This is a genomic window from Mesorhizobium sp. BAC0120, assembly GCF_033542235.1.
Lineage (GTDB): Bacteria > Pseudomonadota > Alphaproteobacteria > Rhizobiales > Rhizobiaceae > JAWRCU01.
In genome coordinates, this window is the sequence record NZ_JAWRCU010000001.1 from 91,667 (window position 1) to 105,093 (window position 13,427).

Consider the following 13,427-nt stretch of genomic DNA (forward strand, 5'->3'; position numbering starts at 1 on the left):
AATAGGGGCAGTAAGGCAAAGTACGAACAGCCCCGCCCTGCCCTACTGCCCTGCCTCCACATAGCCGGCCGCCTTCTCGACAGGCTTGGCGACAAAATGATCGTGCCTCCGCGATATCCGGCCATAGAATTCGTCCAGCGCGCCCAAAACTCCTTTGGCTTTCAGCCTTGCCACGCTGATCAAATTTCGGCTGCCGCCCGAGCGCGTGCGCAGGGCCTCGACAAGCTGTCGGTGAGCAAGCCTCAGCTCGACAAATTCCGCCGAACCGGCAACGAGCTCGTCGCCGACCAGCGCAAACAGCCTGGTCCGGCTGCTCTTCCCCTTCAGGGGCAGATCGCCTGCGTCGAGCAAGGCTGAGTTCGCAAGCGAATTTGCCGTGCCCTCGGACACCAGAATGTCGAAGCCGACCTCCTTGCAGGCGGATTCGATGCGCGCCGCGATGTTCACGGCGTCGCCGACGGCCGAATAGTTGAAGCGCGTCTCGGCACCCATGTTGCCCACGCAGGCAAGCCCCGTATGGATGCCGATCCCGATGCCGACCTTCTGCTCGGGGCCGAAGCCGAAGGCGTCGTCGGCATTGAGTCGGGCAAGCGTCTCGCGCATGCCCAAGGCTGCGCGAGCAGCTTTTTTGGGGTGATCGGCTACATCGACAGGGGCGTTCCAGAAAGCCATGATGGAGTCGCCGATGAACTTGTCGAGAGTGCCTTCGTTCGCCGTGACGTGCTGGCTGAGCGCGTCGAGCAGCGTGTTCAGGAAGCGCACAAGCTCTGTTGGAGAGAGTCGCTCGCTGAGCGCGGTAAAATTGCGCACGTCGACGAACATCACCGTCAATTCGCGTTCGTCTCCGCCGAGGCGCAGCGCATTTCGCGTGTGCTCGATGCGGTGGAGCAGCGAGGGCGAGAGATACTGGCTGAAGGCACGCCTTATCTCGTGGCGTTCCCGATCGGTCACCAGGAAGCGATATGCGGTTGCCGCGAAATGGGTGATCGTCCCCGCCACGATCGGAAACAGCGGGTCGAAGAGAAGCCCCGCATAGAAGAAGGCAAGCCATTACGCCAGGAGCGCAAGAACGGTGATTGCAAGGCCGCAGGCGAGCGCGACGGCCGGGCTGACGAAGAAGGTCAGCAGCACGAGAAGCCCGCCGATGACTGCGATGGAAAGGATCTCCAGGCCATTCGCCCAGTCCGGCCGAGAGAGGAAGTGGCCGGACAGGATCTGCTCGACGGTCTGCGCGTGCAGCGAGACACCGGGAACATTCTCCCCAAGCGCATCCGTTCGGATGTCCTGCAGCCCGGCAGCCGAGGTGCCGACAAAGACGATGCTGCCTTCGAGCGCGGCCTTCACCTCATCGGACATGCCGCCGGCCGCGAGCACCTTGCTGGCCGAGATGTATCGTTCGGCCCTGTCCGGACTGACATAGAGCCACAGCTCGCCCGCGGCGGTTACGGGAACGACGAACTCCCCGATCTTGACCAGGGTGATGGTATCGGGCGTGTCAGTGGCGCCGGCCAGCACATAGGTGGAGGCGCCCTGGGCGACACGCAGCGCTTCGATCGCGAGGTTCGGATAAAGCTGCTCGCCGTCGCTCAGGAACAGCGGAACTGCGCGAACGACCGCCGAGGGGTCGCCGGGGTTGAGGCTGATGTGCCCGATGCCCGCGGCATTGGCCGCGAGCTCGGGGCGCAGCGGTGTCGCTGCCTGCATATGCGGCGGCGCACCGGCGGGACTCTCGCCTGTATAGGCAAAGCCGGCCTTCACCCCGGGGTGATGGTCTCCCTGGTTGGACAGGCCGAAGCCGAGGACGACCGGCTTGTCGGCAAGCGAGCGAGCGAAGATCTCGTCATTGTCGGGCAGTCGATTGACGAGCGCCGGGTCGATCCCGGGAATTTCGCGAACGATCGCGCGAGGCGAAAGGCGGTCGGGCTCGGAAAAGAGGATGTCGAACGCGATTGCCGACGCCCCGGCATCCGCCAGCCTGTCGACCAGCTCTGCCATTCTGTCTCGAGGCCAGGGCCACTGGCCGAATTCCCTGAGCGAGGCCTCGTCTATGTCGACGACGCGAACCGGCATGTTCTCGAACGTACGCGGGGCGAGGCGCTGATACTCGTCGAAGGTCGCATCGCGGGCGAGCTTCAGCGGCTCGGGATTGCTGGCGCGCAGGATCGTGAGCCCCGCCACGATGAGGAGGCCTGCGACGACACCAACCTGCCGGGCGCGCGCCATGGCTGGAAACACCCTCTAGCCGAGCGGCCCGAGACCCCGATCGCTGGCAAGCAGACGGACAGCTGGGCGCGACGGCGCCTTACGCTGCATTTTTCCCGGCATCCGCGCAACGACAAACGTAACGCTGATCCAGACCGCCAAGTCGGTGAAGTCGAGAACAAAATAGGAACAAACGCCTTACTCCCTCGATTGAGGGGTCGTAAGTTCGCGGCCATATTGAACGAGGCCAGACGTGACCAGCCCCTGCCAGCCCGCGGGAGGGCGAAGCTTTTCCCGAGCGCTCCGCCGTAGACATTGCGATCGAAGAAGCCGGCGGCGACCCGCGCCGTGCGATCGAGGCGCTCCTTGGCGAGGTCGACCGGCTGAACCGGCGCCTGGCGCTGGTGAAGGGCGCCACCTCCTACGGCTTCTCGCGCGGCTGGGCTCGCCGGGAGGACTGATCGATGCCCGGGAGACGGATGGGTGAGCTATCCTATTCGGCGATCGACCGCGCCTACCCGTATCAGGTGGCGCTGCCCGAAGACATCTGCTGCATGCATAACCACACGCTGATCATGGAGTTCTGCCGGGCCCACGCCCTGGATTACAGGACGCGCCGTGTCACGGCGATCTGGTCTCCGATCAGGCAGGAGAAATTTCGACTCCACTGCTTCGCCGACCCTGCATCCGCCAGGGGTTTCAAGGATCATTTCGGCGGGGTGATGTTCGATCCGAAGCGCGATCGGGAAAATGCGAGGGCACAGGGAGCCTGGCATCGCAAGGACGAGTACGAACGGGTTCTCGAAAGTGGGCCGCTGAGTGTGCCCGATCTCTTGCGGAACTAGATGATCTTCGGCGACCGATCATTTTTCCCGACAAGCCACCCGCGCTGGCCGGCGTGCCGGCTCACAAAAGCTGGCGGGCGGTGACAGATGCGCGCTGTTGTCCAGCAACCGAATGATGTCATCCCGCAACACAAAGCAATGACCTCGTCAATAACTTACATCGAAGTATCGCTTGCCGGATTGAGAGGGATCCTCGAAGAGGATAGATCTTTCGATGCTTCGGGTGAACCATGGTGCCTTGGGGATAGGCCTTCACTCGACCAGGAGGGGATAAGCATGATTGCTTCGCGACGTGGTTTCTTGTCATTCACGATCATCGGTATTGTTACGGCAGCCTCTATCGGCACCGCGCTTGCAGGCCGTGGTGGCGGTGGCGGCGGCGGTGGCGGTGGCGGTGGTGGCGGTGGCGGTGGTGGCGGCGGCGGTGGTGGCGGCGGCGGTGGCGGTGGTGGCGGAAAAGGCGGTGGCGGCGGTGGTGGCGGAAAGGGCGGTGGCGGCGGCGGAAAAGGTGGCGGTGGCGGAAAAGGCGGCGGCGGACGTGGCGGCGCTGGCGGGCGCAGCAGCCATGGCGGACGAGGATACGGTGCCGCGGAAGACGCAAAAACCGTTTGCAAGGCCGGAAACTCGAAATGCTGAGAACGGCAACCTTGGTGCAGCCTCGCCGGCAGCCTATGGAAGCTGATCTGTGCCGCTCGCTTTGGAGCGGTCCGAAATCGTGGTCCAGGCATAAGCTTGGCCGCGCGCCGGCCTGTTCGATGATCAGCCCGGTACGATAGCCTTCATATTTGACCTGGTGCAGCCGGTCGCGGGCGACCGGCGGCTCCACGACCAAGGCCGCAACTGCGCCTCCAGGGATCTGAGCTCAGCGGCCTTGGCCGGCATATCGCCTCCGCATCCGCGCGCCGAACGTACCCGCAGGCCATGTTCCGGAACCAACCGGCCGGCCATTGCTTTCCCTTCGGAAGCGAAAGGAGGCCCACATGGCTGACGACAAGACGAAGAAGGACAGGCGCGACCGCGACCGGGTTGCCGCGGACGAGGATTATGAACTGCGCTACTTTGCCGAATCGACCGGCATCTCGGTAGATCAGGCGCGGCAGCTGATCCAAAAGCACGGCAACGACCGGGCGACGCTTGAGCGCGAGGCGAAGAGGCTGACCTCGTGACCATATCCTCAGTGCAGACGACGCTAACCCGAAATGCCCCGCCGGATTTGCTCCCCTAGGGATCTGAAGGCCAGCGACAGCGCATGTGCCTCGGCACCCGAACGATTACACTAGGAAGCCATTTCGAACACCTCGTCGACCTGCCTTTTGGCTTCAAGATAGACGTTGGATTTCTTCAGCCGCCAGCCCTTCGCCGTCCAGAGCGCCCCGTTCTCTGAGAAGTCGTAGTCGGCGAGCTGGCGGGGCATGCCCGCGATTTTCAGGCCGGGCATCGCTTCGATCAGATAGTGAGCTACGATCTGATCAATATGGTGATTCGGCCGGATTGCCAGGATCGATGCTAGCGCCCGAGAGAAATTGGAAGCGAAGCGGAGGCCGTCCGCCGTTGGATTCAAACCGGCAGCACTGATCAGAACCTTGCGCAGCGGTGACCTTTCTTCCTGGCGACGAATTAGTGCCACGTCCCCTTGGCCGATCGCAGGCTCATAGACCGGCCACACCGGTCTGACTGCAATGCTGTCGACATCGAGACAGAGCACGGGCACGCGCGCCATATGAAGAATTCGCGTGGCAATCAGAAAGCGCGCGCAGGTATAATAAACGCTCCGGTAACGGAGCCGATCGGATAGCGGAGACCGGTCGACTGTCCAGGTCAACGATATATAGCGGAACCGACTGGCAAGCCCCTCAATGTGTTGTAGAGTTTCAAGACTCGGCCGGTAGAGGTGCAGGTGAACCTGTTGTGGCTGCTCTTGGCGCTCCAGGGAACCAAGGAATGTTCCCGCGAACTGCCGGTAGTAGACATCGTCGGCCGCCGCTAGGATTACTCCGCTGCCCGCATTGGGCAGGTGTCCTGAAACACCTTCGTCGAACAGATTGAGTTCGACCAACCCCGACGAGCGGTTTGCCACGACCTTGCTCACGCGATGCCGCATGCGCCACCGGAACATACGCGGGTGCCTTCCGTGCTCGATGATCTCCGGTTCCAACAAAGGCTGCCCCCTTCATTCAACCACAGGCCGTTAACACACTTATCGAAACCAGTTAACAGAAATAGAAAGGGCCCCGCCAGCCCAAGCCAGGGGGGCAGTTGAACAGGGAAGCCGCCACGGATGGCTCACTACTGGTCACGTTCCCATAATCGCGACCCAAATTTTCTTTCCAAACGCGACGAGAAGCCCGCCGATCGACGCGGCTACGAAACTGACCAGCATGATTGCCCCGATACCGCGCTCTCGCCAACGGGAGAATTCGGCTACAGGCTCCTCGACTTTCTCAAGGCGTTGGTCGATGCTCTGGACCTTGGTGTCCGTGGCATCGACCTTGCGATTGAGGGTGTCCAGCTTTTCATAGGTCTGCTTGCGGGCTTCGGCTGCCGCAGCCTGCTCCGCTATGATGAGGTCTAGCTTGCCCTCGATACGGCCGATGGCCCGTTCCTGGCTTGCTTCCGTCATTTTGTCCCCGGACTCTTTCATGCGCTTGGTAACGGATAGGGAACGGATGACGTGCATGTTCGCGTCAGCCGTCCGGTCATCACGGTTGATCGGATGGTTAGGGTCGCAGAGCTGTTAGCGCAGCGCGGCGACCCGTCCGCTAGTTCAGTTCGCGGGATTCCAGCTGCAGAGAGCCGCGCCCTTGCGGTTATGGGCCAGTGCGGCGGCTACTTCCTGATCGGTCATTGCGTCGATTGTCGCGCCTGACAGCCGGATCGGCCTGGCGATGTCGCAGAAGGAGCCGCGCGCGGTGGGCGAGCAGCCGGCCACGACGATGAGCGTTACGAGAGCGGCCGTCACGAGCAGGATATGCCAAGGCTTTACCCGTTCCATGTCTTCAGCTCCTTCCGGGCCGTGGCGGGAGGAACGGCGCCAAGGTCGTTGTCAACTTGGTCCGCGATATCGCGAGCCTTCTTCTCGGATTCAGCCCGCTTTGCCCGCTCAAGCTTCGCGCCGTCCATGCGGCCCTTAAGGAACGCCACGATCACGGCAATGAGCGCAGCGCCGAGCGCGTAGAGGATAGCTGTCATAGCCTCACCATGATGTTGATGAGCATGCCGAGCGCAGCCATGAACAGCGTCGGCACGAGTATGGAGCCGATGAGCAGGGTCATAGGTCGGTCGCCCGCCGGCGCCGCAGATATTCCATGGCGATCCCGTTCGCGACGAGGAACAGCGGGAACCATGCCGTGGGGATGACCGGCGCAAGCACCTGCGGATCGACATAAGTCATGACAGCGGCCGCGATGCCAGCTGCGGCCTGAAGACGGGCGAAGAAAATCGTCTCACTGTCCGAGAAAAACGCTTTAATGCGCTGCCACATGGTTCAAGCCTTTCGGGTGACGAAGGAGAGGAGGAAGTTGATAATGGCCGTCAGCGAGCCGCAGCGAACGCCTGATGCTGTTAGCGTGGTCTGGGCGGGGGCAGACTGCGGCGCGGGGGGCCGATCGCGCTGTACTGGTTCGGCAGGCGGCGCGGTGGGCGTAGCTGGCGCGCGGGCCTTCAGCTTCGCAATGTCGTCCGCGATCAGCGCCAGCGTCTTCCGCCCGGCATAGCCGTCATCCTTCAGGAACTTCGCCCGCTGGAACGCGAGAACGGCCGCTTCGGTGCCGTAGCCGAATACATCGTCCTGGGTGCCGTGGTAGTACCCAAGCGCGGTAAGATCGCGGATCAGGGCCGCAACAGCCGCGCCGCGCTCGCCGCGGATCAGGATGCCATCGGCCATCGGGTCTGGCGTGGCCGGCTTCGAGCTCGTCGCCACGCCGGTATAGACAGCCTTCTCGATGAGCAGGCCTTCCTCGCGGCGACGGCGCACCAGCCCGGCGATGCGCTTGCCCTTGGCCGTGATGCGCGTCGTTTCCAGGTACATTGCCGCTGCGTGATAGTCGCCGCGCTTTGCCGCGGTCGCCCAGCGGTCCGCGAGCGTGTCGGCGCCGCAGTTGTAGACGGGCGAGACCATGCCGTCGAAGACGTGCTGAGGCACGGCATGGCCGAGGAAGTCATTGACGGCCTTGCCGTATTCGGCCCGGCAGAGATAGGTCAGCGCGTCATCAGCTTCAGCCCGTGTCATCTTCGCGCCCGGCCCGAAGCTCTCCCCCGGCCTGTTCTTGGCCCACCAGTCGCGGAATGAGGTCGAGCGCCAGGTGAAGCCGACGCCGATCGTGCCGACTCCTGCGACATCCGCATACCAATGGTCGACGAAGCCCTCCTGCAGGCGCAGGAAGGCCGCCCCGTTCGGCGACAGGTCCATGATTTTGCTTCCTTCAGGAAAATGCCCGCCGGCGACGGGCTGACCAGTTAGGCCGGCTGCTCAGAGGCTAGCGAGTCATGCCAAGCCTGAATGACCTCGGGCGTCCAAACAATCTGCGCCACCGCGACCACCTTCGAGTCTTCATTGTCGAGCGGGTCGCCCGGAGCAAGGACATGCCGATGGTATTCCTGCGATATCGTCACCCCGTCCCTAAGCACCTTGTCCACGCGGCGGATCTCAAGCACACCGAGTTCGGCTACTCGAATGGTGTCAACGGCAGATTCTTCAGTGAACGTGGCCATCTTTAACTCGACGTTGGGTAGGTTGCCCCGAAAATAATGAAGTTGCCGGTCGCGGTGTTCATTGCCGCTGACGGGGCAACGTTAGTGGAGCCGCCGCCGAGAGCCGCTCGGGTATACAGAGCCACAGTAGTTGCGCCCGGGCCGATAAGTCCGCTCCACGGCGCACCACCGGCAGCGAAGTTGGCGGAATAGCCGATGTGCACGGGTGCGTAATCGGGCGTCGAATTCACGAAGGGGAGCCCGCCGACATACAGGCTGGTTGCTCCGGTCCCGACCGCGAAAGCGTCTGTGGTAATGCAAGCGACGACGGAAACCCAACTACCGATCTTTACGTATCGGCCATATCGCCGCGAACCATAGGTGATTGCGCCCAAAGCGCCCGAGGAGGCCCCGTAAACGGGTGTCCAGCTTCCTTCCTCGTAGTCGTCGAGAGTGTTGGGATCGGAAGATGGGTTCTGAGTTGCCGGAAAACCGAGTTGTCCAGCACTGAGAGACACACGTCCGGCGGTATCGATGAGGAGGCGATCGGCCGCCGCGGTATCGTCCCGGATCGCGAAGCCCGCCCCCGAAAGGGAACGATCCCAGCGAATCCTGGCGTTCGTGCCCGCTGCCGGCTTGAGACTGAGGTTTGCGACATCCAGGCTGGATGACGTGCCTGCTAAAGATGGGTTGTTGACCGCAATGGATGGCCCGATGATTGTCCCCGTGGTGCCTAACAGGTTCAAGCTGCCCCGCTCGGCGACGACGTGCAGATCCTGATTGGATGCGCTGGCAGCGCCGACGTATCCTGTGCGGGCATTATCCGCCTGCCGGAACTCTATGTAAGATACTGCCGCGTTCCCCGAATTGGCTGGGTCGCGAAGCGTTAAGGCAGCATCCGCATCCGAGTCGATTCGCAGCGGGCCAGTTACTGTCTTGTCGCTGAAGTCCGGGCTGTTGATCTGGTCAGCTATGTCCGGCCGCCAAGTGACGGAAAAGGGAGAGACCTTCATTTGCTGATCAGCCGCGGCGCATCAGCCGGCAACGGCGGCAAGCTCGAGGCGAGCTGACGAAACAACGTCTGCTGCGTCGCCTCGTTCGCCTTCACCATCTCATTTCGGAAGCTCTCGACCGCCGCACCGGTCTGGCGCTGCTGGCCGGAGTTCTCGACAAGCAGGAGAGGGAGGAAACTGATCGCGCAACCCCACTCTTCCACGTCCTTGCCGGTGTTCATGTCCTTGCCCTGCACCTTGGTGAACCACGAGCATTGAAGGCCGACGCAATCCTTTTTCAGGAGCGGGCAGAAACTACCGGGTTTGAGCTGCATGTCAGGCCTTCTCGCAAACGATCACGTCGACGTACTTCACGGCGAGATTGACGGTGTGGCTATGAGCCGGGCTCGATGCCGTATGCGCGTGGGTGTCACCGCTACCGACAGAGGTGGTTGCGCCGGAATTAACGTCGACCGTGTGGGTGTGGGCGCCGGCCGAAGCGGTCGCGCCCGCAGTCACGCTGACGCTGTGCGAGTGGTTACCATCGGTCGACACAGAAATGGTAGGTCCAAGTCCGCCGCCGTCACCTTGGCCCGCAGCAGCTGGCCCTCCGCCGCCACCAGTGACGCGAGTGGGGAAAGAGTGGCTGTGGGAACCCGCCGCTCCGGTTGCCCCCGTCAACGTACCGGGGCCATGGATGTGTGCGCCCGCCGATGCGGCGGAGCCCGCCAACGTGCCCGAGGCGTGCGTATGCGCCGGCAGCTGGGCAACGGTCAGCGCCGTGCCGGCAACGCTGACGGTTACGGCTGTGGAACTAGTAGGTGTTGCGCTTTGAAAGGCCGTCGCAAATGCCACCGAGCCGGCCGTACCGCCGCCCGTGCCAGTCACAACGCGCAATGCCGCGTCATTGTACGCTGTGTCGGTGAGCTTCGTCCAGCCGAGCGGTGCAGCTGCCTGGTGAAAGGCCCACCGCGTGCCAGCTGCGAATCCGGCAGAGGACGCGGTCGGGTTTTGTAAGATCCACGCGCCGGCAGTCGCGTTAGCCGCTGCAGAATAGACCAGGTGGTAAACCTGCCCCGCGATGATGTCCCCGGCCGCAATCGCGACATCGGCCACTGCTCCCGCCTTCCTGATCGCCTTCGCGCCCATGCTGTTGACGTTGATGGTCGTCGCGCCTGTGTTCGAAACGTTGGCCGTAAACGAGACACGTAGGCCGGTCTGCAGCGCTGAGAATTGCGAATTGGCAGTGAGGGTCAACGCAGCGGCCGTGCCGCCAGTGATCAAGGAGCCGCCGAGGTCTTTCAGTAGCGCCGCGACACGCTGCATCATCATGCGGGCCGAATCGTTCACGACGTCGGGGAACATTCCCTCGCGCCAGTCGATATCGGGGTCAGCAGTGTCGTTGCTGGAAGCCGTGAGGTCCCAGTACCAAATTGATCCGGTCATATGAGGCTTTCCTTAGACCTATCGTGAGGCCAGCTACCCTGGACGATCTTCAGCAGCGGCGGGATCGCCGTTTGTGCGGCAGGCATCGGCGCTCCGGGATCGGCTCCACGTTCGGTCGTCTGCTCGGGCAGAATGCCGCCGATACTGAACCTGCCGCGCGGCCGATCCTTGTTCGCCGCCGCCCGGCCGAAACGCTCCGGAATCGGCTCCGGCATAGCCATTCCAGGCTGAACGCCTCCGATAGAGACGCCGCCGAGAAGAAATCAAGACGCCCTAACATGAAGCGCTCCCCTTATTTAAACATCATACCTAACAGCGACGTGCCGCCAGAAATTGGCGCGGTAAGGAGGGAGCCCAGCGCGCCAAGGACGTTAATCGGCTGCGTCGCCTTGCTCGTCTGCGTGCCCCAGGAGCCGGCCGAATTGACCCCAGCCGAGAGCAGACCGCCGAGGCGCGCCCACGGTTCCATGTCGCTCTGCGTCCACTGGTTGATGAGCTCGTTGAGCTGGTTCTGGGTCTTGGTGTCGAGCTGGTTGCCGATGCCCATCTGCTGGTTGGCGTCGAAGACCTTGTTGTTCTGGATCGTCGGCAACTGCCCGATCATACCCAGCATGTTTTGGAATCCCTGGTTTTCGAGCCCGGCGGCACCGAGCAGCGACTGCATCTGATTGCCGAATGCACTCTGCCCGAGGCTGCCGAGCTGCCCGGCCGCACCGAGCTGGTTGCCGATGTTTTGCCCCTGCACGCCGGCCAGGCCGGAGGCCGCGTTGAGGCTGAGCCCCATGCGGCCCTGCTGCGCGGATTCCAACGCGTTCGTAGCATTGAGCTGGTTCTGCTGCTGTTGGTTGTAGTTGTTGTAGAGGAGATTCGACGTGTTCTGAGCAATGGAATCGGCCAGCACGCCCTGATTGGTGCCGGAGCCCAGGCGCCCGCCGGCGGCGAACATCTGGTTCACCTGATCCGCGGTCTTCTGGTTCGTCTGGTTGATGATGTTATCAAGCTGGGGCGAGCCATTCAGATAATCGCCGCGCGCATAGCCAGTGAGATACTGCTCGGCTGCGCCCGGCTGGCCGGCCTGACCCATCATCTGACGATAAGGGTCCTCGCTGATCTGGCCGACGTTCTGGAACGAGTTTGCCGCCTGGTTCATCCAGTTGTTGGAGCCGCCCATATTGCCGAGCTGGTTAATGGCGTTCTGGCCTGCCTGGCCCACGCCGCCCTGTGCAAATGTTTGGGTAGCGGCAGCCATCGGCGCCGTCTTCAGGTAGGAGTTCATGTTTTTGTAGGCGTCAGAGCCCACCTGTCCCCATGCAGGCATGCCGGTTGACTGATTGGTCGCCGAGCCTTTGCCCTGAGAGGTGTTGATCGAGTTTCCCAATTTTACCTCCCACCCCTGAACATGGTGTTGTTACGGATGTTGTTTGCTTGAGCCTGCCTCGGGTCCATCGGAACGGCCCGCTCATATTGCCCATTCACCAGCACCCAAAGCGGTTGTGATTTCTGGTCTGGCTGCGCCGCCCGCGTCTGCTGCGATGATTTGGCTGCGGCCTGCTGCGTCAGCAATTGCTGCGCTGCTTGGATTTCCGGCGTGTTCTGCCAGCTCTGGTTCGTGACCTTCGGCCCTGAATAGCCGGTCGCCGCGAGAAGTGAGTTCATGCCGGATAGCGTCGGGTCCGAATAGCCTGCCTGCGTCGGACCGGTATAGGTGTGATAGCCGACACCCTGGTTGTAGAGATTCTGCGCGTCGCCGGCCGCCTGCTTCAGGAGGGGTTCCGCCCAAGCCGGTGGTTTGTTCTCCTGTGTCGTCTTCGTGCTTTTGCCCATGTGCGGCCTCCTTCTTCGATGGGAATTGAGGGAATAGGGCAGAAGGGAAAAGGCCCCAGGGCGGCAGCAGGCGCGTTGAGGACTAAGCAGGGACCGCATTCACAAGCAGGACGGGGCTGAACCGCCTTGGCGGGTGAAATCACCCTACTGCCCTATTCCCTTCCCAATTCCTTCTGCCAAATCACGGCCGTCGGCCTATACCCGAGCGGCTCGAGGAGCCGCTTCCAGCCCTTGCGGCCGGTAAGAGCCGCCCTTTTCGCGCCGTGCTCGCGACGCGCCCATTCCTCGATTTGTTCGAGCAGCGGCATGCATTCGCCGAGACGCTCGCCACCGACCTCGGCGAGGTTGAGCCGCGTCTCCCCCGTCGCGTCGATCGACACGATCTCCGTGATCGGCGTCAGGATCACGCGCCGCGCTTCATCCTGCACGATCCAGAGCTGGCGCCGCCCCTCCGCGCATTGCTTCAGGATGTTGGACACCGTTTCCTCGTCGCCGAAACGGCGGCAGTATTTTTCGAGGCAGGCGACGATGTCGGGCCAAAACGGAGCCATCTCCTCGGCCGACATCGAGGAGGTCAGACGGATCGAGAGCTTCATCGGTCTGCCGCCTACCCCGATCTTCCAGGTATTTCGCTGATTGCAAGGATGACATCGATCGCATTGGCGGTTCCCGCCTGCACCCTGATCTGGTCGCTCTGGTTGAGCGAGAAGGCTTCGAGCGGAAGCCAGATCTGCCCGTTCGCGGGTACCGAGTGCTGAAAGAGCAGCCTGAAGTCTGAATTCTGGCTGGCGCTGAACCAGGCGACCGTGGCTGTGGCGGCGGCCCCCGTGACATTGGCGAGCCTGATCCCGATCGCCTGCACATAGCCGGCCGCCGTGAAGACGGTTGTGTTGCTGGTCGTGGTAAGGCGCGCGCCGATCAGGCGGCAGCTGTTGCTGACGAAATTGCCGCTCATTACCGGCCTCTTGGTAGTTGGGAATGGGAGTGCCGCCTTGCCCGCTCGCCCCGGGGACCAGGCTTGCGGGATTGGTCGGCGAGCAAAAAACCAAGGGCTCAGAGCTAACCGTCGGTGCTGCCCCTCACCGCCTTCCCGTCCTCCGCAGCGACCGGGAGCAGCAGCTCCAAATCTGGCCTGGTCGCCGCCAATTTGCGGCTGCGGAGTGGACCGGCATCCCGTTGAGGATAATCAGAAGGGCGTCGGCCGCTCTCTTTCGCCCATCAACAGCGTCCGAGAATGAGCGCCCGCCTTGCGACCGCCGCTCCTTCTCCCGATCGTTGACAGGGAGGAGGTCCCAGGGGGGCGGATGAAGGGCAGCGCCAACAATCAAAGTCTAAATTCGGGTATAAAACGGCCGCGCCGTGGTCTGCGTCACGGCCTGTCTTGCCAGGCATCTCGCAAGGAAAAATTAAAGCTCGACGGTGGCGGGGC

Annotated in this window: 18 protein-coding genes and 1 pseudogene; 3 read left to right on the top strand and 16 right to left on the bottom strand. The window is 62.7% G+C overall.

The genetic code is table 11. From position 1 onward, the window contains the following. Nucleotides 1-42: 42 nt before the first annotated feature. Nucleotides 43-2,223: pseudogene (locus tag SAZ10_RS00415) on the bottom strand (CHASE2 domain-containing protein). Between the two features lie 458 nt (nt 2,224-2,681). Here SAZ10_RS00415 and SAZ10_RS00420 point away from each other — a divergent pair. From SAZ10_RS00420 to SAZ10_RS00430, 3 genes are all read left to right on the top strand, one after another. Then, nucleotides 2,682-3,047, top strand: coding sequence for a hypothetical protein (locus tag SAZ10_RS00420; protein WP_318607184.1), 366 nt, complete (start codon nt 2,682-2,684; stop codon nt 3,045-3,047). A gap of 352 nt (nt 3,048-3,399) precedes the next feature. After that, nucleotides 3,400-3,729, top strand: a complete 330-nt coding sequence (locus tag SAZ10_RS00425) for a hypothetical protein (RefSeq protein WP_318607185.1) — start codon at nt 3,400-3,402, stop codon at nt 3,727-3,729. Nucleotides 3,730-4,027: 298 nt separating this feature from the next. Then, on the top strand, nt 4,028-4,213 hold the full coding sequence (locus SAZ10_RS00430) for a DUF3606 domain-containing protein (protein ID WP_318607186.1): 186 nt from the start codon (nt 4,028-4,030) through the stop codon (nt 4,211-4,213). Nucleotides 4,214-4,323: 110 nt separating this feature from the next. Here the strand turns inward: SAZ10_RS00430 and SAZ10_RS00435 are convergent, their stop codons facing one another. The 15 genes from SAZ10_RS00435 to SAZ10_RS00505 form a co-directional block, all read right to left on the bottom strand. Further along, nucleotides 4,324-5,136 carry a hypothetical protein gene (locus SAZ10_RS00435; protein WP_318607187.1) on the bottom strand — a complete coding sequence of 271 codons (813 nt, stop codon included), beginning with the start codon at nt 5,134-5,136 and terminating at the stop codon, nt 4,324-4,326. A gap of 204 nt (nt 5,137-5,340) precedes the next feature. After that, nucleotides 5,341-5,724 (bottom strand): hypothetical protein, encoded by a 384-nt coding sequence (locus SAZ10_RS00440; protein WP_318607188.1) that lies wholly within the window; start codon nt 5,722-5,724, stop codon nt 5,341-5,343. Between the two features lie 87 nt (nt 5,725-5,811). Beyond that, nucleotides 5,812-6,039: a hypothetical protein gene (locus SAZ10_RS00445; RefSeq protein ID WP_318607189.1), complete on the bottom strand. Its 228-nt coding sequence runs from the start codon at nt 6,037-6,039 to the stop codon at nt 5,812-5,814. Then, nucleotides 6,027-6,236 (bottom strand): hypothetical protein, encoded by a 210-nt coding sequence (locus SAZ10_RS00450; RefSeq protein ID WP_318607190.1) that lies wholly within the window; start codon nt 6,234-6,236, stop codon nt 6,027-6,029. Before SAZ10_RS00450 ends, SAZ10_RS00445 begins: the two co-directional genes overlap by 13 nt. A 79-nt stretch (nt 6,237-6,315) precedes the next feature. Further along, nucleotides 6,316-6,528, bottom strand: a complete 213-nt coding sequence (locus tag SAZ10_RS00455) for a hypothetical protein (protein WP_318607191.1) — start codon at nt 6,526-6,528, stop codon at nt 6,316-6,318. 3 nt (nt 6,529-6,531) lie between these two features. Beyond that, a complete protein-coding gene (locus SAZ10_RS00460; RefSeq protein ID WP_318607192.1) occupies nt 6,532-7,455 on the bottom strand; it encodes a glycoside hydrolase family protein in 924 nt (307 codons plus the stop codon). Between the two features lie 47 nt (nt 7,456-7,502). Continuing rightward, nucleotides 7,503-7,757: a hypothetical protein gene (locus tag SAZ10_RS00465; protein WP_318607193.1), complete on the bottom strand. Its 255-nt coding sequence runs from the start codon at nt 7,755-7,757 to the stop codon at nt 7,503-7,505. Between the two features lie 2 nt (nt 7,758-7,759). After that, on the bottom strand, nt 7,760-8,749 hold the full coding sequence (locus SAZ10_RS00470) for a hypothetical protein (protein ID WP_318607194.1): 990 nt from the start codon (nt 8,747-8,749) through the stop codon (nt 7,760-7,762). Beyond that, nucleotides 8,746-9,063, bottom strand: coding sequence for a hypothetical protein (locus SAZ10_RS00475; protein ID WP_318607195.1), 318 nt, complete (start codon nt 9,061-9,063; stop codon nt 8,746-8,748). Before SAZ10_RS00475 ends, SAZ10_RS00470 begins: the two co-directional genes overlap by 4 nt. A 1-nt stretch (nt 9,064) precedes the next feature. Continuing rightward, nucleotides 9,065-10,174 (bottom strand): hypothetical protein, encoded by a 1,110-nt coding sequence (locus SAZ10_RS00480; protein WP_318607196.1) that lies wholly within the window; start codon nt 10,172-10,174, stop codon nt 9,065-9,067. Further along, nucleotides 10,171-10,389 carry a hypothetical protein gene (locus SAZ10_RS00485; protein ID WP_318607197.1) on the bottom strand — a complete coding sequence of 73 codons (219 nt, stop codon included), beginning with the start codon at nt 10,387-10,389 and terminating at the stop codon, nt 10,171-10,173. The genes SAZ10_RS00480 and SAZ10_RS00485 overlap by 4 nt, the downstream gene beginning before the upstream one ends. Before the next feature lie 77 nt (nt 10,390-10,466). Beyond that, on the bottom strand, nt 10,467-11,552 hold the full coding sequence (locus tag SAZ10_RS00490) for a hypothetical protein (RefSeq protein WP_318607198.1): 1,086 nt from the start codon (nt 11,550-11,552) through the stop codon (nt 10,467-10,469). Nucleotides 11,553-11,554: 2 nt separating this feature from the next. Then, the gene (locus tag SAZ10_RS00495; RefSeq protein ID WP_318607199.1) at nt 11,555-11,998 is read right to left on the bottom strand and encodes a hypothetical protein; all 444 of its coding nucleotides are present in this window, start codon (nt 11,996-11,998) and stop codon (nt 11,555-11,557) included. 152 nt (nt 11,999-12,150) lie between these two features. Further along, nucleotides 12,151-12,594 (bottom strand): hypothetical protein, encoded by a 444-nt coding sequence (locus SAZ10_RS00500; protein ID WP_318607200.1) that lies wholly within the window; start codon nt 12,592-12,594, stop codon nt 12,151-12,153. A gap of 11 nt (nt 12,595-12,605) precedes the next feature. Then, entirely contained in the window at nt 12,606-12,953 is a 348-nt protein-coding gene (locus SAZ10_RS00505; protein ID WP_318607201.1) for a hypothetical protein, read from the bottom strand. Nucleotides 12,954-13,427 lie beyond the last annotated feature (474 nt).